We start from the raw sequence: 19635 nt of genomic DNA on the forward strand, positions 1-19635 counted from the left end.
GGGTAATAGGGGAGATAAGTATAGTCATCGATTTATCACTATTGCAGAACATGCATCCAGTCTTACAAGCCTTAATTGCAGGAGTTTTTACATGGTTGATGACCCTTATCGGAGCATCTGCAGTTTTCCTTATCCGGGATGTTGACAGGATTATTCTGGATGTTATGCTGGGTTTTGCAGCTGGTGTTATGATTGCTGCCAGTTACTGGTCACTCCTTGCACCTTCTATAGAAATGTCGATACATAACAACCAAATACCCTGGTTACCGGCACTTGTAGGATTTCTTCTTGGGGGTTTATTTCTCCGCGGTATCGACAAGATTCTGCCGCATCTTCAGTTCGGTAATCCTAGACATGCAAGTGAAGGTATAAAAACATCATGGAAACGCAGTACATTAATGGTTCTTGCTGTAACCTTGCACAATATACCGGAAGGACTTGCTATCGGTGTTGCATTCGGAGCAGTAGCTGGCGGAGGATTTCCTTACGCCACATTATCGGGAGCAATTGCCCTGACGATAGGAATAGGTATCCAGAATCTTCCAGAGGGAACTGTAATTTCTGTCCCTCTCAGGAGGGAAGGAATGTCAAATTTTAAGAGTTTCCTTTACGGTCAGTCATCGGGACTTGTGGAGCCTATTGCAAGTGTAACAGGTGCCGCTCTGGTGATACTGGTCCGTCCATTGTTACCCTACGCATTAGCATTTGCAGCGGGTGCTATGATTTTTGTTGTTGTTGAAGAGATGATCCCTGAATCCCAGAGAGGTGGAAACGCACCCCTTGCAACCATGGGGTCTATGATAGGATTTGCGTTGATGATGGTGCTGGACGTGGCATTTGGTTGAATATATAATTAACCTGTTATTATAATGATTTTCTATGAAAAATTATATATTGGTTAAATTCATATGAAACAGATGTGTAGGGGGTGTCTTTATTGGAATCCATTTTATATTCATTAGTTCAGGTACCCTTTTTACTACCCTTTTGCAGGAAGATTAATTCTTTCTGACAAAGTAATCCAAATCTTTTATAGGAGGAGATATACAAATGGCAAAAGTAGCTAGAGAAGTAGTTGAACAAGCAGGTGTGGACGTTGATAAATTGCTTGACCTATTGGTCAAAAATGCCGCAGCGGAGTTTACAACATTTTACTATTACACGATATTGAGATTCAATCTGATAGGACTGGATGGTGAAGGAATAAAAGAAATTGCAGAAGATGCCCGTATAGAGGATAGAAACCACTTTGAAGCACTACTTCCAAGGATCTATGAACTCGGCGGTAAAATACCGGATGACATGAAAGAATTCCATGATATTTCAGGTTGTCCACCTGCACATCTCCCAGAAAATCCAGGGGATGTCAAGGAGATTTTGAAAGTTCTGGTGGAAGCTGAACGGTGTGCAGTACGTCAGTATACCAACATATGTAATATGACAGCCGGTAAAGACCACAGAACCTATGCTCTGGCCCAGGCTATACTTCATGAAGAAGTACAGCATGAGGCATGGTTTGCTGAATTCCTTGGAGAAGGTCCATCTGGACACTTTAGGCGTCCTGCGGGTGAAACCTCACCATATGTTTCCAAGTTCCTTGAATAATTAAAAATATTGTCTGGAACGACCAGACTTTTCTATTTCAAAAATCGTTTTCTTTTGTGGTAAAAATTCATATATACTGGTTCTGTATCCTTATGATTTCACTGCTGTCTTTTGCTCTTGAATATTCTTCCAGTGGTTCACTATTAAGCTCAAGGAAATTGTGACCCCAGTTGAATTTGGATAATATATCCGATGCCTGATGTTTGTGTCCTGTGATGTAAAGGGCTGCTGCAAAGGCTTCTACTGAGTTGAGTCTGAAAGCTCTTCCAAAATTTACCGGATTGGCTGCAACAAGGAAAGGCAAAGCTCTGTGTTTTAAATTTCGTTTGAGAAGCTGTGGAAACACTTTTTCAACTTCTTCCCATGAGCAGTCCAGAACTGTTATTCCTTTTGATACATCATCTTTAGGAGATAGAGCCTGTTCAGCCATTGGATCAAGGAGTATAGAACTTCTGGGAATTTCGTTTATTTTATCAAAAAGTTTGGCAAGGTTAAAACGTGCCAGTTTTTTACCAGTGCATTTTTTCGGGTCGCACTGGCTGACATGATATATATAAAGGTCTACATTCTGGCTTTTTTCTGAATTCATGGGCAACAGAACTATTGCATATTAAAGATTTAAAAATGCTTCTCTGGCATGTTCTGAAACTTCTGAATACAGGTCTTTACCCTTTGCATCGATTCCAACTATCAGAGGTCCAAAATTTTCAACTTCAAGTTCCCATACAGCCTCAGGCATTCCCATATCCAGCCAATATACCTGTGAAACCTTTTTTATGGATTCGACTGCAAGTGCTGCGCATCCACCAGTATATGCTAAATATATGCATTTATCCTTCATGGAATCGGCTACTTTGTTCATTCCGCCTTTTCCTATCAGAGCCCGAACATTGTATCTTTTAAGAAGTTCTGGTGTCATACCAGACATCCTTCCGCTTGTGGTGGGACCAGCGGCAATAACTTTCCATCCATCGTTGTTTTTCTTCATGAGAGGTCCGCAGTGATAAATCACAGCACTGTCAAGGTCAAACGGCAATTTTTCACCTTTTTCAGCCATCTCTAGTATGCGTTTATGGGCTTCATCCCTTGCAGTCAAAACAGTACCAGTAAGGTATACAATGTCACCTACGTCCAGTTTCATGATGTCCTTTTTCTCAAGCGGTGTGTTAAGATAGTGCTCCATTATTTATCACCGTCCAGTGTAATTGAAGCATGACGGTTTGCCCAACACTGGATATTGACAGCAACAGGCAGTGATGCAGTATGACAGTATGATTTTTTGACCCTGACAGCGAGCGCGGTTGTATCACCACCAATACCCATGGGTCCGATTCCGAGTGAATTTATCCCGTCCAGAATGTCCCTTTCAAATTCATCCATATCATTGACATTTTCCATAAGTGCTGATTTTGCAAGTCTTGGCGCTTTATCAAATGACCCTCCAATACCAACACCAAGAATGACCGGTGGACAGGGTTTGCCACCCGCATTCAATACAGTTTCAACAGCAAACTTTTTGATATTATCTACTTCAGTGGGGTTAAACATCCGCAATGCACTCATATTTTCAGAACCAGCACCCTTTGGAGCAACTGTAATGGTCAATTTACTCCCATTAACCAATTCATATTTTATGTCGGGAATACCAGCCCCGGTATTGTCACCACTGTTTTTACGTGTAATCGGGTCAACAGCATTGGGTCTTAGGGGGATAGTGTCGGTAGCATACCTGACACCTTCTTCTATAGCATCTTTAATATCAAAATCCAGGGCCAACTTTCTGCCCAATTTAACATAAAATATAAGGATCCCGGTATCCTGACACATCGGGATTTTGTGTTTTCTGGCAATATCTATGTTTTGTAAAACAGCATTTATCTGTGACCTGGCTAATGGGTTGGATTCTACCTGTCCAGCAGATTTCAAAGCGTCTACAACGTCATCCGGAAGTGTAGTTTCAGCTTGTTTGAGAATATGTATTGTGGCATCAACTACTGAATCTCTGGTAATTTTTGTCAAAAAAGTCACCCTGATAAATTAGTGCGGGAGAAGGGATTCGAACCCTTGAACGTCTACACGAATGGATCTTGAGTCCATCACCTTTGGCCGCTCGGTAACTCCCGCCTGTGTGAGATACCTGACACAACTAATAATGATTTTACTTATAAATTTTGCCATCAAAAATTATTTATGGGTTTCATCGTAAACCCATCTCATGTAACCGGTCTCTCCGCTGATATCCCATGTTACAATACACGGCTGGTCATAGCTGTGGAGTGACTGCACTCTTTTTTTGATTTTTTCGAATTTATCACTGGTTGTTTTTACAAGCATTGCTATTTCTTCATCCTCTTCTACATTACCCTGCCATTCATAGATTGAATTGATTGGGAACATATTAACACAGGCTGCAAGTGATTCAGAAACCAGTGCATTTCCGATTTTGCGGGCTTCATCCATACTTCCCGCAGTTATATATACTTCCATATACATCGTAGACACCAGAATAAATTATACCGTAGCCATTATATATAAAAATTGACTGGTTATTATCATCAGCTAACAAGCTAATCGGAGTAATATTTTGAGCAACACAACCATTGCAATAGCAATATTCCTTTTTTACTGGATTGTAGTGTCATATCTTAAAAAGAAAGGAACACTTGCAAAATACAATATTGATGCCTACGGGCCAGTGTTAATGATTAGAACTGAAAAAGGTCAGGGTCTGCTAAAGTATCTTGCCAGACCGAAACGATTCTGGAGAATATTCGCAAATATAGGGATTCCTCTGATGTTTGTTGGTATGGCGGTAATGTTTTTGATAGTAATCCTTTCAGACATTGCGATACTTACATCTTTTGGGGGCGACGTTCCAGAACCCGGCAAATTCAATGAACCCCAGAACATATTCCTGATTCCCGGTGTTAATGATTTCATACCGCTTACATGGGGTCTTATAGCTCTGATTGTCACACTGATAGTTCATGAATTTTCACATGCGATTCTTTCTATAGTAGAGGGCATCCGTGTCAAATCCATGGGTGTCCTGCTTGCTCTTGTGCCGATAGGAGGATTTGCTGAACCCGATGAGGAACAACTTTTCGGTGTGTCAAACGAAAAGGATATTGGGAAGGGCGAAACCTCTGTAGAATCCCAATCAACTGAAACTAATAAAGTGGCTACCACAAACCAGAGGTCGAGAATACTGGCAGCAGGTGTAATGTCGAATTTTGTAGTTGCTTTTATAGCTTTTTTACTGTTCTTTGGACCTGTTCTGGGTGGTATAGGTTCGGTAAGCGATGCTATGGTCACTGATTTAAATTCGGATTCACCCGCTGCAAAAGCTGGTATCCAGGAAAATACAGTGATTACCCAGATTAATGGTACACCGGTTAATGATGCAAATGATGTTATTAATTATATGATAAATGTGTCACCAGGTTCTGAGGTAGCAATTCATACTGTAAAAGATGGCACTACTTCTGTCCATGAAATTACAATACAGGATGCTGAGCAAGAGGAAGTTCAGGGGGTTTACATAAGTGATGTTGTAGAAGATTCTCCGGCTGAAAATGCAGGTCTTGAAAAAGGAATGTTGATTGTGGGTATAGATAATACATCTGTGCAATCAATCGATGATTTTTCAGAGTATATGGATACTACAAATTCAGGACAGAAAGTCAGGATAACAACTTTAAAAGCAAATCAAACCGAATCCAGTCCCGAGGAATACAATGTTACATTGACCTCACACCCTGAGGGAACTGAAGACAAGGGATTTATTGGTTTATTCTATGAAAGACAAAACATTGCAAGTAATTCTCTGGGTATTGAAATCGGTAACTTCCCTGCGACCAGATACCTGGAAATGATTAAAAGCATACCATCAAGGCTGAACGAACTGGGTGGCTGGGTAATAATATTCGGACTCCCGATTGTAGGTTTTGGCGGAGAGGGTTTCCGCGGATTCAGTGGAACTTTTGCACAATTCTTTGAACCGATAGGTTGGGCAGAGCCGCTCGGGATTGGTATATTCTGGATTGCAAACTCCCTTCTCTGGGTTGCCTGGTTGAATTTCTATGTTGGATTGTTCAACTGTCTCCCGGCAGTACCTCTTGATGGGGGCCATGTATTCAGGGGTTATGTACAGTCATTTGTACAACGGATAACCGGGAGCGAAGCAAAAGCAGAAAAGGTATCAAACACATTAACGATGACATTGACACTGATAATATTGCTGTCGTTTGCGATTATGATATTCGGACCCTATATGGTACATAGTTTCTGAAATTTAGTAAGGATGTGATAAGAGTCCACATCCTTTTTAATTTTTATACGGTATTCATGCTAGTGGTTTACGCAGGACATTGCTTCCGGGAGAATCTTCTATATAACCAAGATTGGATAAATATTCTTTGTACTTATTGTGCTCAACCTCTATCACAAGCTCTCTGTATCCTTTTTCTTTTAGAGATTGTCTGTAATCCATGTACAGGGAAAGGGCCCCTTTTATATCTCTGTGGTCAAGGGATATATAATCGATTTTAATATCAATAATACCGGATTTTACCTCATATATGCACACCCCGACAGGCATGAAATTTCTCAAAGTAAACACAGCATAACAATTTGCCAATGAGACCTCATCAAATTCCGGAAAATATTTTTTAATATTGTCTCTATGTTGACTCAAAAAGCTTTGTAAATACCTTGAATTTTCAGCAGGTATTTCCAGTATGTTGAATAAATCACCATCATGGCGTTTCAAACGGTATATGTGGTATATATCCAGCAGAACTATTATACCATTGACTACTGAAACAGGATAAGCACTCAACAATTGTCCATAAAGTGTATAGGCGCTTGCTCCCATTAAACTGAAAATGCGCAGTTTGAAACTATTGCTCATTGTCAGAGAAACCAACCATAGAAGTGAACCGGTGTATCCTATATATTCTACCATTGCCTCGTCTATAGTTAACCCCTCCTGTTGACTATTCTTGTATCAGGGCCGTTTAAGATAAGGAGTAGCAAAGAATGGAATACAGTTCCTTATATAAGGATTGCATATTTTTTGTTTTTTGTGGTAATTTTTGTCTAAACTGAATGAATTCTATGGTTATTATTCAATGAAGGGTCAGATTAATTAAGTTTATTTTTGATATATGAACCTAAATCCGGTTTAAAGGGTGAATCAATGATAGATTTGCACACACATACAGTTTTCAGTGACGGAGAACTGATACCAAGTGAACTTGTTCGAAGAGCGGTTGTAAATGGATATCAGGCAATTGCTATAACAGACCATGCAGATTATACTAATATAGAACAGCTTGTTGAGGCTGCTGAAAAAGCAAAGTATCTCGAAGATGTTTTTGATATAACAATTTTATCAGGAGTGGAGCTTACCCATGTTCCACCTGCAAAAATTGAACCGCTTGTTGAAAAATCAAGGAAACTGGGTGCTGATGTAATAGTAGTACACGGGGAAACTGTGACAGAACCAGTAGCATCGGGAACAAATTCAACTGTTGCGGAACTGGGTGAGGTCGATATTCTCTCACATCCCGGTTTGATAATAGAAGATGATGCTCAGAAGGCTACTGATAATGATATCTGTCTGGAAATCACCTCCAGAAAAGGTCACAGTATAACCAATGGACATGTTGCAAAGGTCGGACTCGAGGTAGGTGCCACAATGGTGGTAAATACTGATACCCACGGTCCAGAGGATCTGATAACAACAGACATGGCACGAAAGATAGCACTGGGTTCAGGACTGGACGAAAAACAGGCGGATGTAATTTTATCCAACTCAAAGCGATTTATAACATAAGGCAGGGGTATACATGTTTGGAAATAAAAAAACAAATGAAGTAATAGATATTTCGGTTAGTATTTCATCTTTAACACCGGTTTATCCGGGTGACCCGGCACCTGACATTAAAAAGATATTCTGTTTGCCTGATGATGGAGCTTCAGTTTCCAGTATCTCTATGGGAAGTCACACAGGTACACATATTGATGCTCCTTCACATATATTTAAGGATGGAAAATCTGTTGACAAATTATCCCTGGATACTCTGGTTGGAAATGCAGTTTTGCTGGATTTATCATCTATAAAAGAAACTATAAAGAATCAGGATCTTGAAAATGCGTTTAATAATATAGATATAACAGACAATGTAGAAATTCTACTGATAAAAACCCAGAATTCAAAGATCTGGACCGATCCTTCATCAATGGGATTTGAATCAATGATATCACTTGATATAAGTGCAGGGCACTGGATAGTTAAAAATGGCTTTAAAAGTGTTGGTATCGACGGTTTTTCTGTAGATGTTGAACCGGATCTGGAAGTCCACAGACTTTTGCTTGGAAATGAAATTGGAATAATTGAATGTCTGAATTTTAATAGAGTATCTGATGGTGTATATTCTTTCGTCTGTCTGCCTTTAAAAATGAAAGGTTGTGACGGCTCACCTGCAAGAGCTATATTGATAAAATCCCAGTAACTTAATCCAGCCAGTTACAAAATTTTTCTAATGCTCTCTGTCTGTGGGATACCTTATTTTTCTCGATGTCTCCGATTTCAGCAAAAGTCTTGTCATGATACTCGAATATCGGATCAAATCCGAATCCACCTGTACCGCGCTCCACATAAGCAATATTTCCTTCTACTTTACCAGTAAATACAAGTGGTTCACTTCCAGGTTCACAGTAACCTATGACAGATTTAAAAGTAGCATTCCTGTTGGTTTCGCCATCCATGAGTTTGAGGATTTTCTGGTTGCCAAGATGCTTTTCAACAAATGCAGAATATGGACCTGGAAATCCGTTCAATGCATGGATGAAAATGCCTGAATCATCTACTATAACCGGCATATTCAACTTATCTGCAGCCCACCTTGCACCGTATGAGGCGATAGGTTCAAGTTCGTCTTCCTGTAATTCAGGATAATCAAGGTTTTTTTGTACAATTTCTATGTTCTTTTTCTCAAGTATTTCTTTTACTTCCCTAACTTTATCCCTGTTACCGGTTACAAAAACAATTTTACGCATACCTACCTCTCTTTTCGATATCTTTTACTCTTTTTAAGACTTTATCAGCGTTCTTATATTTTCCTCTGTAACCTTTGCAAAAGCTTTCGATTAGTTTTTCATGGTTTTCATGGGTACTTTCAAATGTCTGGAACAGTACATGAACATCAACACCCTGTGCTTCAACAGTTCTGTCCATGAATGCCAGCCCAAAATCTATGAAATATATCCGGTTATCTTTAAGTATCAGATTTGAGGTTGTGAGGTCACCATGTATAACTCCACCGTTATGAAGGAGCCCGGTAAGTTCTCCTACCCTCTTACTTAATTCAGGGTTCATTACATTTTTCAGCGGCTCGCCTACTATGTATTCCATTTTTATTTTAAAATTCTGTATATCATAAATAATAGGTGTAGGTATACCCAAGCGTCTTGTTTCTGAAATCAACCGTGCTTCGGCACGAGTACGTTCCATGCGTATTTTTTCATCGAGCACCTGTATACGGTACCTTTTTGGGATTCTTTCTTTGACAACAATGTTACCTTCAAGCTTAACTGTAGCTTCTGCTCCCTGTGTGAGATACATTCGACCAGTCCCCGATTCTATAATTTAAATCCATGTAACATCTACTGCATCAGGTCTAAAATTTGAATTAACATGGGAATTTTCTATACCGGCAATACTATCTGATTTATACATCAAAAGGCCCAGATACGCAATCATGGCTCCGTTATCACCCATAAACCGTTTTTCAGGAACATAAAATGATGCTCCCCGTTCATCACACATGATATCAAGCATTTCTCTAAGACGCATATTGGCTCCCACACCACCGGCAAGGAGAACTTCGTTTTTACCGGTGTGTGCAAGAGCCCTTTCAGTAACCTCAACCATCATGGCAAAAGCGGTTTCCTGGAATGAGTAGCATACATCTTCCATTGATGCAAATTTAAGTGCGTCTTTGGCTGCGGTTGTAAGTCCGGAAAACGAAAAATCCATTCCCTTTACTATATACGGTAGAGGAATATAATTTATAGACCTTTTTGCGTGTCCTTCTATTCTGGGTCCACCCGGATGAGGCAATCCTGCACTTCTTGCGAATTTATCAAGTGCGTTTCCAATGCCTACATCAAGGGTTTCTCCAAAAACACGGTATTTACCTTTTCTGTATGCAAGTACCTGTGAATTCGCTCCACTGACGTAGAGTACGACCGGATCTTTTGCAGGGGTTTTCCATTTGCCTACTTCTATATGCGCTATGCAGTGGTTGACGCCAATAATCGGGATGTCAAGTGTCAATGATAGCATTCGTGCAGCTGTTGCAACAGTTCTAAGACACGGACCAAGTCCAGGACCCTGTGAAAATGCGATTGCATCCAGGTTTTTCGGATCTATACCCTTATTTTTGATATCTTCCAGTAACTGCTGTATAACAGTGGAAGCATATTTTGCATGGTGCTGGGCAGCTTCACGGGGATGAATTCCACCGGTTTCTGGCTGATAGGTTTCAGTGACCTCTGATATTACATCATCGTTATCCACAACAGCTGCACTTAGGTTCCATGCAGTACCTTCAATCCCGAGAACTCTGGTTTTCAATGATTTAATCTCCTGGATACTGTAAAACTAATGGTTATAATATTAGTTAATGATTCATATAAAAACCGGGAAATTATAATTATTTATCAATCCTGATATTTCTTATATTAACCTTTTTGTGGATAGGTGATGTATAAACTGGGGAAAAAGTTTAAAGTTGAACTGTTATAGAGCTAATTTATGAAAGTTATTTCTGTAATCGGTCACAAAAAATCAGGGAAAACCACACTTGTAACTCAACTGGTAAAGGAACTGTCCAGAACGGGTAAAGTCGGAACTGTAAAAAGCATGATTTATCACCGCTTCAATCCTGACGATACTGACACAGGCAAACATTTTGATTCTGGAGCAGATATTGTTACAGCCCTTACAAAAGATGAATTCGTGATGGTGTCACACAATCCTTCTATTGTAAAAGCACTTGATACACTTGCAGACAATGGTATGGATTTTGCTATTGTGGAAGGTGATAAAGACAGTGATTTACCCAAGATAGTACTGGGTGATATGGAAGATAAAAACCAAATTTACAATGTGGTCGAGCAAATTCCGAATGTTTCCGAAATTGATGTCAATAAAATCGTTGAAATCATCCGTTCTCAGCCGGACTGGATTACCCTCGACTTTTTAATAAAAAAGGTAAAGAAGAACCCCGAAATCAAAAAAGCAGGTTCAATCGGAACTTTTTCAGGTATTGTAAGAGAAATTACTTCTGAGGTCCAGACACAGATGCTGGAATTTGAAAAATATGAAACTGTAGCAGAGGACAAAATAAACCAGATATGTGCAGAACTCAAACAAAAACCGGGAATACTGGACGTGTTAATCCATCACAAATCTGGTAGAATCAACCCAGGGGAGGATATTGTGTATATAGTTGTTGCCTCGTCCCATAGAATTGAACTGTTCCAGACTCTGAGTGAAGCTATTGAAAGAGTTAAATCAGAGGTTCCTATCTGGAAAAAAGAGATTACCATTGATGGTGATTACTGGGTTCATGACCATGGTTAATTTAATCGTTTTCAAATAAAAGGTGTTATAAATTTCAACGGCTTTGTAACATTTAACGGTGGAAAATTAATAGCATCAATTATTATATATATCCATAATTCATAACAAGAGGATTGACAACAGACGTAGAGGATGAGGGTAAAACTCTACATCTGTTTGAGGTAGTGGACGAGCGTGTATAATGATTGAGTGGGGTTCAACCGGGGTTTGTGGATTGAAGGTGGTCAATGAGGTTTATTTATCCAATCTGCGTTAGTCGGAGGTTAGCACAGGTGGATAATATACTGACCAGTTCCAATCAACCAATCACTACAAAATTCTTGTAAATGTATAGTGATAAAAATTCGCAATGTATAAATATAAGAATTAATAATTAACTATTCGGGGTCTAAATATGGAAAAATTGAAACAGTCACCCTATGTATATGCATACCCTGACAACAATAGTGAAAAACTAAATATTGAAATTAAATTGCCAGGTGTGAAAAGGGAAAACATCAATTTGAAACTTGAGGAGGACAAGTTTTCAGTAAATGCCAAAAATAAAAATAAGGAATATGTAGGAACATATTCTACATCCTATCTTATAGACCCAAAAAGGGCGGTTACAAAATATACCAATAACAAACTGTATGTGACTGCTCCGATGTGGATGTAAAAAAGATGACAGGAATATGTGTTTATAACAAGGGGGGAGTATAAGAATCAGGATATAAATCTTGGTTAAAAACGGTTTTCTAATAAACAGATTTAAAAATCAAATTCTGTTTTATTTCTTATTTTTTATTTTTCAATTTTGGTAACTTAGGTACTTAATATATATCCTAAAAACTATTTCCAAAAGATTATATTTCTTATTTTAATACATCATTATGAGTATTAATTCAAATATCATCTGTTAGACCACGGATGAGGTTGGGGGTATAGGATTTGAAAAAGTATCATAAAATGATTTATTTAACAATAGTATTTTTGGCAATGATATTTGTAATGTCAGGTGTAGTAAGCGCACAAAATGGAGATTGTCCTGACTGTCCTGAGGAAGCACAGTGCAATGAAACTCCATGTGTGAGAGAATTGATAGCAGGACAAAATTATTACGCTGGAGATGTAGTGGTATGGAACAATGAATCTCATATTTTTGTCAAATATAACACAAATGATGACTGGTGTCTGAATGAGACTCAAGTATACGTTGGCACCTCATATATGAGTGCTGCTCCTGGTAGTTATGATTACAAAGAGGAACATAACCCTTGTGATGATAATTTTACTTACGAAATACCAATACCATCATTAGGTGATTGTGATACAGTTTATGTAGCAACACATGCGGTTGTATACAAATTAAATTCTGATGCACCTGGTGGTTCTGATGAAACTGCATGGGGTCAAGGTCCACAAATCAACGGTGGTTGGGCTATGTATTTCTGCTATACAATAGCACCAACCGCTTCAATTGGTGATTTTGTATGGGGCGATACGAACAAAAATGGAACTCAGGATATAGGAGAACTGGGTATTCCAGGTGTACCTGTTGAACTGTACAATTGCAGTGATGATTCTTTAATAGCAACTACAACAACCAATGGGAGTGGTTATTATAATTTCTCAAACCTGGAATCAGGGGACTATTATGTTAATTTCACAGCTCCACCTGGATTTGAGTTTACCTTGCAGAACCAGGGTGATGATACATTAGATAGTGATGCAAACAATACTACCGGAAATACCTCTTGTATTACTTTGGGGTCAGGTGAAAATAACAATACGGTAGATGCTGGATTATATCAGGTTGAAATACCGGAAGATGAGGCAGCTATCGGGGATCATGTGTGGGGAGATTTAAACGGAAACGGTATACAGAATGAAGGTGAACCTGGTATTCAGGGTTTGACTGTAGAACTCTACAACTGCAGTGATGATACACTAGTATCAAGCACTATAACTGATGAAAACGGGTACTATAACTTCACAGTTACACCTGGTGAATATTATGTGAAATTTTTCTCAGACGGTTATGAATTTACTTTACAGGACCAGGGAGCAGATGATACAGCTGATAGTGATGCAAACAGTACAGGTGAAACTGAATGTGTGACATTGGCTTCCAATGAAACCAATTATACAGTAGACGCAGGATTATATCAACCGGCTTCCATAGGTGATTATGTCTGGGAAGATATGGATGGAGACGGCGTTCAGAATGATGGTGATACAGGTATTGACAATGTAACTGTTGAATTGTACAATTGCAATGGTGATTTTTTGGCAACTACAACAACCAATGAAACTGGTTACTACAATTTCACAGATTTGGCACCAGGGGACTATTATGTTAATTTCACAGCGCCACCAGGATATGAATTCACTTTTTTGGGTCAGGGAGCCAATTTTGAAGATAGCGATGCTAATCCATTAGGAAATACCAGCTGTGTAACCTTAACTTCGGGTGAAAATAACAATACAATAGATGCAGGATTATATCAACCAGCATCAATCGGTGATTTCGTGTGGAACGACCAGGATGTAAACGGAACACAGGATAATGGAGAACTAGGTGTAACAGGGGTATTGGTTAAACTGCATGATTGTGATACAGGAATTGAAATTGCAAATACGACCACTAACGGAACAGGTTATTACAATTTCACAAATTTGGCGCCTGGAGACTATTATGTTAATTTCACAGCTCCAGCTGGGTTTGAGTTTACCTTGCAGGACCAGGGTGATGATGCATTAGATAGTGATGCCAATAATACTGCTGGAAATACCTCTTGTATAACATTGTCATCAGGTGAAAATAACAATACAATAGATGCAGGATTATTTGTTGAATTATTAGAGGATAAAGCATCAATCGGGGACCGTGTATGGTTAGATTTGAACGAAGATGGAGTCCAGAATGAAGGAGAACCCGGAATAGAAAATGTAACTGTTGAGCTTTACTACTGTAATGGAACTTTTGTGAATTCAACTACAACCGATTCGAATGGATTTTATCTGTTTACAGATTTGAATCCAGATTCATATTATCTCAACTTTGTGTTGCCAGAAGGTTACAAGTTTTCATTACAAAATCAAGGGGGAGATAGTTCTGCTGATAGTGATGCCAACACATCTCTTGGTAATACATCATGTGTGACATTGACATCTGGTGAATATAATAATACTTTAGATGCAGGTTTAATCTTCGAACCATCGCCAGAGATAGATATTGAAAAATACACCAATGGACAGGATGCCGATGATCCAAGTGGACCCGCCATCCAGATAGGCAGTCAGGTAACCTGGACATATAATGTGACAAATACCGGTAATGTGAACCTAACAGATGTCAATGTGACAGATAGTAAAGGTGTGACAGTGAATTGTCCAAAAACCACTCTCAATGTATCTGAATCTATAATCTGTACCGCTACAGGAACTGCTAAACCGGGACAGTACAGCAATTATGGTAATGTCACTGCCATGTACAATGGGTTCCAGGTAAATGACAGCGATCCAAGCCATTACTTTGGATATGACCACTGGGCGGGAGTGCCTACAGCAAATCCTGTATTATTAGTAGGTTTGCTTGGTGTTGCAATGCTTTTGTTCCTGAGAAGATAACAATATAAGAAATGAATCGAATAAATAAATTGGACAGTAATTTTTCTGTCTATTATTTTTTTACTTTTTAGAACCAACAATCAATGCTACATACCTGTTGTGATAATTTTCAGCATCGTTTTTACCGGTCATTTCTAACCACTTTTTACCTGAATGTATCGGATGGTCGCCACAGATTATAAACAAACTATCATCCCTTGTATGTGAGTAAATAGTTCCAATATTTTCATCTACAGAACCAGCAGAGTATTTGATATCATCCCATGTGTCGGACATGTGGGCAAATCTATCTATTGCTCTTATATGTACTGCTATGATATCAGGATTGGATTTTAGTGCTTTTACCGTATTTTCTGCAACTTTTTTGTCATATTCTATGATGTCATCAGAATCAGGTATGCCAAAAGTTCCATAAATACGACCCGCCAAACTTTCAGCACCGAGTGATTCGATAACAATCCCTGATTTGAGACCTGAATCATGTCCCCATTCCATGATAGTTTTGATCTTCGGATTGTATTCGTCTTTTGCACGTTCTTTATATATGTCATCTGTATAATATAGGTGATGTTCTTCAGGATAGTATCCTGTAAATATAGATGCAATTGCAGGGGTTGTATGGTCAGCAGGGGATTTACACTTAAATACCATTCCTGAATTAGCGATTTTTTGCAGATTTGGCATTGATTCTGTTAAACGCTGATATAAAGCGTACCCTAAACTATCGACAATTATCAAAATCACCTTTCTGGTTTTATTTTCCCTTGCATATTCTGTGATTTGATTCAGAACATGTCCATGGGGTTTTACCATATTTATATGAAGTATTTCAGAAATGGTAGGTGCTATATCAACAAGGCTGCATTCGGTGTTTAAATTCATATGTGCAAATATTTGGGTAACATTATATTTACCATATTCTGTTTTGATATCCGCCACTATTTAATATAATCAATTCGTTATAATAGGTGTAATAAGGGGAGATTTCCAATGCCTACAATGGGTATTATAGCCTGCAAAATGTTTGAAGATGAAATTGTTCATGTGATAGAGAATGATTCATCCATTGATGATGTTATTGTTATAAAAAATGAAAATTTTGAAGGATTAACTTCTAAACTTGATGATATTAGACATCCCTATACCTTATCACCGTTTGATGATGTAGATGAAAACCTGAATAGCAGTGATAACAGTGATGGGTATTATATTGTTGTTAATATGCTTGAATTTGGGCTCCATGTGAACCCTTCTGACCTCAAAAACGAAGTTTACAAAAAGGTGGACGAGTTGTCCCAATTTTCAGATGGTATCCTTGTGTTTTACGGGCTTTGTGGAAATGTGCTTGGTAATATAGAACATGATTTTGAAAATGTATCCTGTCAGGTACGCATATTGAAAGAAAACAGTGGACAAGTTGTAGATGACTGTATAGGTGCAGTTCTCGGCGGCAGAAAAAAGTATTTGAAAGCATTGACAAGCTCAAGAGGTGTAGGGACATTTTTCCTGACACCCATGTGGGCTGCCAACTGGAAAGAGATGATTAAGGAAGCGGGTTTTACCAGTGACCCTTATGACCATAAAATGGCTAAATTTGCTTTTGATTATGCAGGTTATAAGAATGCAGGTAAAATCGAGACAGGACTAAATTACGAAAAAAATTTTGAAGTTAAGGTAGATGAATTTGCAGATGCGTTTAATTTTGATATTATTAAATTTAAGGGAGATTTGAGTCTGATAGAAAACTGCTATGAAAAAACCAAATCCGATATCATGACCTGATATATTTTTTGTTAAATATTTCTTTCCTTGCAGTGTTTAAAAGTTCCCAACATTGATATATAGGAAACCTAATAATTATTTTATTGTTTCAAAACAAATGATATTAAAGTAATTGAATGTAACTAAATTAAAAAGGAGTACTTAATATGCAATACAGTCTTGGAGTTGATGCAGGTGGAACCTACACAGATTCGGTAATTTTGAGGAATTCGGATGGAGCAATTGTAAGTGCAAACAAAGCACTGACAACATATCCCGACCTTCTTGAAGGTATAAAAAATTCCATCGATGGACTGGATCCCTCTTATCTGGAAGATATTAATATTGTTTCAGTTTCCACCACACTGGCTACCAATACCATACTTGAAAAGACAGGTTATCCTGTAGGTTTGATACTATCTGGTGAATATGATGTACCGGCAAATTCAGGTATAGATTATTATACAATTGTAAAAGGCGGACATGACAGTAAGGGTCTGGAAGTTGCAACCCTTGATGAAGAAAAAGTTAAAGAATTTGTAAACAAAGTTAAAGATAAAGTATCAGCATTTGCAGTATCATCCTATTTCAGTGTCAGGAATCCTGAACATGAGCTACGTATTAAAAAAATAGTTCAGGATATCACAGATTATCCGGTTGTTTGTGGTCATGAGCTTTCCCAGGACCTCGGTGCCTATGAACGAGGGGTCACAGCTTATCTGAATGGCCAGCTTATACCGATAGCAAATCGGTTCATCCAGTCCATAATATCAGAAACCGAAAGGAGGGGTATTGATGCAAGACTATTGATGCTAAAGTGTGACGGTTCTGTAGTAGGGATTAAGGAAGCCCTTGAAAAACCGATAGAGTCTATTTTTTCAGGACCAGCAGCCAGTCTCGTAGGAGCATCATATCTTGAAGACCTTGACAGCTGTGCCGTTATCGACCTTGGTGGGACAAGTACAGATGTATCCCTCATGGAAAACGGACTGCCTGAATTGACAGAAACCGGTGCGGTGGTAGGCGGCTGGCAAACCAAAGTAAAGGCACTGCGTATGGAAACTTCTGCAATGGGCGGAGACAGCCATGTATGGGTCAGAAACCAGAAAGTCAATATCGGTCCAAGGAGAGTTATCCCTCTGTGTGTGGCTGCGGAAAAGTACCCCGGATTCCTGGATAAGTTGAAAAGTGGCAGAGTTCCTTCAAAAAGACAGTTAACCGAAAATATCCAGCCTACTAAATTTTATATTACAACAGGTGAAGAATCTGTCAAACTAAGTGAAGCAGAACACAAAATTATTGAGCGAATCGAGGAAAATGAGCCGGCATCCCTTAATGAAATATTCTGGGAAAGTTCGGCTTCTGATATGTATCTGAACCTCCTGGTCCAAAAGCGTCTGGTTCAGGCAATAGGATTTACACCTACTGATGCTCTTCATGTACTGGGTGATTATGAAGATTGGAATATCAATGCATCCAATATAGGAGCAACTCTGCTGTCTAAGTTCACAAATAATATGGGTGTTGAAGAACTGTGCCGACATGTTAAAAATGAAGTCGGTCTGAATATGGGATTGAATCTGATGTCCTATGTTTTAAAAGGTGTTGATAAAGCAGAAATTGATAAAATCCTTCGTGGAGACTACCTGACACATTTTAACCTTGAAGTGCCGGTTGTACTAATAGGCGCACCATCTAAAGTCTATCAGGATGAAATCAGTAAACTAATAGATGCTGATATACGTGTACCTTCACATGCAGGGGTTGGCAACGCGGTTGGTGCTCTTGTTGGTAAAGGTATAAAACGGATTGAAATACTGTTGAAATCCGTGTATAGTAAAAACAAAAAACGGGTGGTAGTTTTCTATCCTGGTGGTAGAGAAGAATTTCCGCTGTATGAGGAAGCGCTTGAGTATGCAAAGGATATTGGTCACAGAATGGTGATGGATTATATGACTGAATCTGGCTTGGATAAAGGGGAAGTGAAGGTCGATACGCGGAGAAATGATATAACTATACATGAGGGAACAGGAATACCTATAGAAACCAACCTTGTGTTTACAGGGGTAGGAATGCCCAAAGCCAAAAAGGAGAAAGTTGAAAGCTAAACAGCTTTTTACCATTTTTATTTAGAGGTAACGTACCCATGCCAGTACTGAGTTTTATAGCCTGCAGAATATTTGAAAATGAAATTGTGTATTTAATAAAAAACGATCCTGCAATTGATGAAGTAATAGTGGTAGATAATGAAGATAGTAAAAAACTACAGGGAAAACTGGATGATGTTGACTGTTCCTACAAAGTTCTGCCTGTTGATAAACTCCCTCAAAAATCAGAACATGAAGGTGGAAAGTTTGCACTTATAGTTGATTTGCTTGAATTTGCCCTTGATGCATCTCCTGAAAAACTCAAAAAAGGAGTCTATGAAGAAATTGAGACAATGTCCAAATATGCAGACGGGGTCCTTGTGTTTTACGGGTTGTGTGGAAATGTAATGGGACAGGTTGAAAGTGATTTTAAGAACCATCCATGTTATGTGGGAATTTTAAAAGATGAAAAGGGGGAGGTAATGGATGACTGCATCGCTGCATCACTTGGCAGCAGAGAAATGTATCTGGATGCTATAATGGGGTGCAAAGGTGAAGGCATATATTTCCTTACTCCTATGCAGGCTACATACTGGAAGGATATGCTGAAGATAGCAAGAATCACTCCAGACCCTGATGATATCGAAATGACAAAATATGTATTTGATTATTCAGGATACAAAAAAGTCGCTAAAGTGGATACCGGGCTTGATTATGACAGGGACTTTGAAGAAAGGGTTGGTGAATTTTCCCGGTTATTCGATTTAGATGTAGTAGAAATGAAAGGAGACCTCGGGCTTATTGAAAGATGTTATAAAAATGCTAAATCCAGGATAAATGCTCCAGGGTCAGATTTAATGTAACTCTGATAGATTCCCTCATTATTTAAATATCTCTTTTAACTTATACGGAATC

At 38.7% G+C, this 19635-nt stretch carries 20 protein-coding genes and 1 tRNA gene; 11 read left to right on the top strand and 10 right to left on the bottom strand.

What is annotated here, in order from left to right; genetic code table 11:
• Positions 1–50: 50 nt before the first annotated feature.
• Both ACLFMM_RS01500 and dps read left to right on the top strand, forming a co-directional pair.
• Positions 51–845 (top strand): ZIP family metal transporter, encoded by a 795-nt coding sequence (locus ACLFMM_RS01500; RefSeq protein ID WP_410806991.1) that lies wholly within the window; start codon positions 51–53, stop codon positions 843–845.
• Positions 846–1050: 205 nt separating this feature from the next.
• Positions 1051–1605, top strand: a complete 555-nt coding sequence (gene dps / locus ACLFMM_RS01505) for a DNA protection during starvation protein (RefSeq protein ID WP_410806947.1) — start codon at positions 1051–1053, stop codon at positions 1603–1605.
• Positions 1606–1672: 67 nt separating this feature from the next.
• On the opposite strand, the gene ACLFMM_RS01510 is transcribed toward dps, so the two are convergent.
• The 5 genes from ACLFMM_RS01510 to cutA all read right to left on the bottom strand — a co-directional run bounded on the left by ACLFMM_RS01510 (position 1673) and on the right by cutA (position 4098).
• Positions 1673–2194, bottom strand: coding sequence for a DUF367 family protein (locus tag ACLFMM_RS01510; protein WP_410806948.1), 522 nt, complete (start codon positions 2192–2194; stop codon positions 1673–1675).
• Between the two features lie 21 nt (positions 2195–2215).
• Positions 2216–2788, bottom strand: coding sequence for a FumA C-terminus/TtdB family hydratase beta subunit (locus ACLFMM_RS01515; RefSeq protein ID WP_410806949.1), 573 nt, complete (start codon positions 2786–2788; stop codon positions 2216–2218).
• Positions 2788–3624 carry a fumarate hydratase gene (locus tag ACLFMM_RS01520; RefSeq protein ID WP_410806950.1) on the bottom strand — a complete coding sequence of 279 codons (837 nt, stop codon included), beginning with the start codon at positions 3622–3624 and terminating at the stop codon, positions 2788–2790. The genes ACLFMM_RS01515 and ACLFMM_RS01520 overlap by 1 nt, the downstream gene beginning before the upstream one ends.
• A gap of 22 nt (positions 3625–3646) precedes the next feature.
• Positions 3647–3729 (bottom strand) — tRNA-Leu (locus ACLFMM_RS01525).
• Positions 3730–3789: 60 nt separating this feature from the next.
• Positions 3790–4098, bottom strand: a complete 309-nt coding sequence (cutA, locus tag ACLFMM_RS01530) for a divalent-cation tolerance protein CutA (RefSeq protein WP_410806951.1) — start codon at positions 4096–4098, stop codon at positions 3790–3792.
• Positions 4099–4189: 91 nt separating this feature from the next.
• Between cutA and ACLFMM_RS01535 the strand changes: the two genes are divergently transcribed.
• Positions 4190–5896, top strand: a complete 1707-nt coding sequence (locus tag ACLFMM_RS01535) for a site-2 protease family protein (RefSeq protein ID WP_410806952.1) — start codon at positions 4190–4192, stop codon at positions 5894–5896.
• A gap of 54 nt (positions 5897–5950) precedes the next feature.
• Here ACLFMM_RS01535 and ACLFMM_RS01540 read toward each other — a convergent pair whose 3' ends face one another.
• Positions 5951–6571, bottom strand: coding sequence for a hypothetical protein (locus ACLFMM_RS01540; protein ID WP_410806953.1), 621 nt, complete (start codon positions 6569–6571; stop codon positions 5951–5953).
• Between the two features lie 234 nt (positions 6572–6805).
• Between ACLFMM_RS01540 and ACLFMM_RS01545 the strand changes: the two genes are divergently transcribed.
• Both ACLFMM_RS01545 and ACLFMM_RS01550 read left to right on the top strand, forming a co-directional pair.
• Positions 6806–7444, top strand: coding sequence for a histidinol phosphate phosphatase domain-containing protein (locus tag ACLFMM_RS01545; protein WP_410806954.1), 639 nt, complete (start codon positions 6806–6808; stop codon positions 7442–7444).
• Positions 7445–7457: 13 nt separating this feature from the next.
• Positions 7458–8123 (top strand): cyclase family protein, encoded by a 666-nt coding sequence (locus tag ACLFMM_RS01550; RefSeq protein WP_410806955.1) that lies wholly within the window; start codon positions 7458–7460, stop codon positions 8121–8123.
• 1 nt (position 8124) lies between these two features.
• Here ACLFMM_RS01550 and ACLFMM_RS01555 read toward each other — a convergent pair whose 3' ends face one another.
• From ACLFMM_RS01555 to ACLFMM_RS01565, 3 genes are read right to left on the bottom strand one after another with little or no spacing between them, the layout of a single operon-like run.
• Complete coding sequence (locus ACLFMM_RS01555; protein WP_410806956.1) at positions 8125–8670, bottom strand: XTP/dITP diphosphatase; 546 nt, start codon at positions 8668–8670, stop codon at positions 8125–8127.
• A complete protein-coding gene (locus tag ACLFMM_RS01560) occupies positions 8663–9235 on the bottom strand; it encodes a Kae1-associated kinase Bud32 (RefSeq protein WP_410806957.1) in 573 nt (190 codons plus the stop codon). The genes ACLFMM_RS01555 and ACLFMM_RS01560 overlap by 8 nt, the downstream gene beginning before the upstream one ends.
• A gap of 24 nt (positions 9236–9259) precedes the next feature.
• The gene (locus ACLFMM_RS01565) at positions 9260–10249 is read right to left on the bottom strand and encodes a bifunctional N(6)-L-threonylcarbamoyladenine synthase/serine/threonine protein kinase (protein WP_410806958.1); all 990 of its coding nucleotides are present in this window, start codon (positions 10247–10249) and stop codon (positions 9260–9262) included.
• Between the two features lie 180 nt (positions 10250–10429).
• On the opposite strand from ACLFMM_RS01565, the gene ACLFMM_RS01570 reads away from it, so the two are divergent.
• The 3 genes from ACLFMM_RS01570 (at position 10430) to ACLFMM_RS01580 (ending at position 14872) form a co-directional block, all read left to right on the top strand.
• Entirely contained in the window at positions 10430–11260 is an 831-nt protein-coding gene (locus tag ACLFMM_RS01570) for a molybdopterin synthase (RefSeq protein ID WP_410806959.1), read from the top strand.
• A 394-nt stretch (positions 11261–11654) separates the two neighbouring features.
• Entirely contained in the window at positions 11655–11918 is a 264-nt protein-coding gene (locus tag ACLFMM_RS01575; RefSeq protein WP_410806960.1) for an Hsp20/alpha crystallin family protein, read from the top strand.
• A gap of 320 nt (positions 11919–12238) precedes the next feature.
• Entirely contained in the window at positions 12239–14872 is a 2634-nt protein-coding gene (locus ACLFMM_RS01580; protein WP_410806961.1) for an SdrD B-like domain-containing protein, read from the top strand.
• Between the two features lie 60 nt (positions 14873–14932).
• Here ACLFMM_RS01580 and ACLFMM_RS01585 read toward each other — a convergent pair whose 3' ends face one another.
• Positions 14933–15811 (bottom strand): alkaline phosphatase family protein, encoded by an 879-nt coding sequence (locus ACLFMM_RS01585; RefSeq protein WP_410806962.1) that lies wholly within the window; start codon positions 15809–15811, stop codon positions 14933–14935.
• Positions 15812–15862: 51 nt separating this feature from the next.
• Between ACLFMM_RS01585 and ACLFMM_RS01590 the strand changes: the two genes are divergently transcribed.
• The 3 genes from ACLFMM_RS01590 (at position 15863) to ACLFMM_RS01600 (ending at position 19583) form a co-directional block, all read left to right on the top strand.
• Positions 15863–16654 (top strand): DUF1638 domain-containing protein, encoded by a 792-nt coding sequence (locus ACLFMM_RS01590; protein ID WP_410806963.1) that lies wholly within the window; start codon positions 15863–15865, stop codon positions 16652–16654.
• A 146-nt stretch (positions 16655–16800) separates the two neighbouring features.
• Positions 16801–18741: a hydantoinase/oxoprolinase N-terminal domain-containing protein gene (locus tag ACLFMM_RS01595; RefSeq protein WP_410806964.1), complete on the top strand. Its 1941-nt coding sequence runs from the start codon at positions 16801–16803 to the stop codon at positions 18739–18741.
• Between the two features lie 38 nt (positions 18742–18779).
• A complete protein-coding gene (locus tag ACLFMM_RS01600) occupies positions 18780–19583 on the top strand; it encodes a DUF1638 domain-containing protein (protein WP_410806965.1) in 804 nt (267 codons plus the stop codon).
• Positions 19584–19635 lie beyond the last annotated feature (52 nt).

Origin of the sequence: Methanohalobium sp., assembly GCF_046546175.1 — an archaeon.
Classification (GTDB): domain Archaea; phylum Halobacteriota; class Methanosarcinia; order Methanosarcinales; family Methanosarcinaceae; genus Methanohalobium.

Bases quoted from the DNA above. Each gene is read 5' to 3' on its own strand.
- ACLFMM_RS01500 (WP_410806991.1), top strand. From the start codon at position 51: ATGCATCCAGTCTTACAAGCCTTAATTGCAGGAGTTTTTACATGGTTG.
- dps (WP_410806947.1), top strand. From the start codon at position 1,051: ATGGCAAAAGTAGCTAGAGAAGTAGTTGAACAAGCAGGTGTGGACGTT.
- ACLFMM_RS01510 (WP_410806948.1), bottom strand. From the start codon at position 2,194: ATGAATTCAGAAAAAAGCCAGAATGTAGACCTTTATATATATCATGTC.
- ACLFMM_RS01515 (WP_410806949.1), bottom strand. From the start codon at position 2,788: ATGGAGCACTATCTTAACACACCGCTTGAGAAAAAGGACATCATGAAA.
- cutA (WP_410806951.1), bottom strand. From the start codon at position 4,098: ATGTATATGGAAGTATATATAACTGCGGGAAGTATGGATGAAGCCCGC.
- ACLFMM_RS01540 (WP_410806953.1), bottom strand. From the start codon at position 6,571: ATGGTAGAATATATAGGATACACCGGTTCACTTCTATGGTTGGTTTCT.
- ACLFMM_RS01545 (WP_410806954.1), top strand. From the start codon at position 6,806: ATGATAGATTTGCACACACATACAGTTTTCAGTGACGGAGAACTGATA.
- ACLFMM_RS01550 (WP_410806955.1), top strand. From the start codon at position 7,458: ATGTTTGGAAATAAAAAAACAAATGAAGTAATAGATATTTCGGTTAGT.
- ACLFMM_RS01555 (WP_410806956.1), bottom strand. From the start codon at position 8,670: ATGCGTAAAATTGTTTTTGTAACCGGTAACAGGGATAAAGTTAGGGAA.
- ACLFMM_RS01560 (WP_410806957.1), bottom strand. From the start codon at position 9,235: ATGTATCTCACACAGGGAGCAGAAGCTACAGTTAAGCTTGAAGGTAAC.
- ACLFMM_RS01570 (WP_410806959.1), top strand. From the start codon at position 10,430: ATGAAAGTTATTTCTGTAATCGGTCACAAAAAATCAGGGAAAACCACA.
- ACLFMM_RS01575 (WP_410806960.1), top strand. From the start codon at position 11,655: ATGGAAAAATTGAAACAGTCACCCTATGTATATGCATACCCTGACAAC.
- ACLFMM_RS01580 (WP_410806961.1), top strand. From the start codon at position 12,239: ATGATATTTGTAATGTCAGGTGTAGTAAGCGCACAAAATGGAGATTGT.
- ACLFMM_RS01590 (WP_410806963.1), top strand. From the start codon at position 15,863: ATGCCTACAATGGGTATTATAGCCTGCAAAATGTTTGAAGATGAAATT.
- ACLFMM_RS01595 (WP_410806964.1), top strand. From the start codon at position 16,801: ATGCAATACAGTCTTGGAGTTGATGCAGGTGGAACCTACACAGATTCG.
- ACLFMM_RS01600 (WP_410806965.1), top strand. From the start codon at position 18,780: ATGCCAGTACTGAGTTTTATAGCCTGCAGAATATTTGAAAATGAAATT.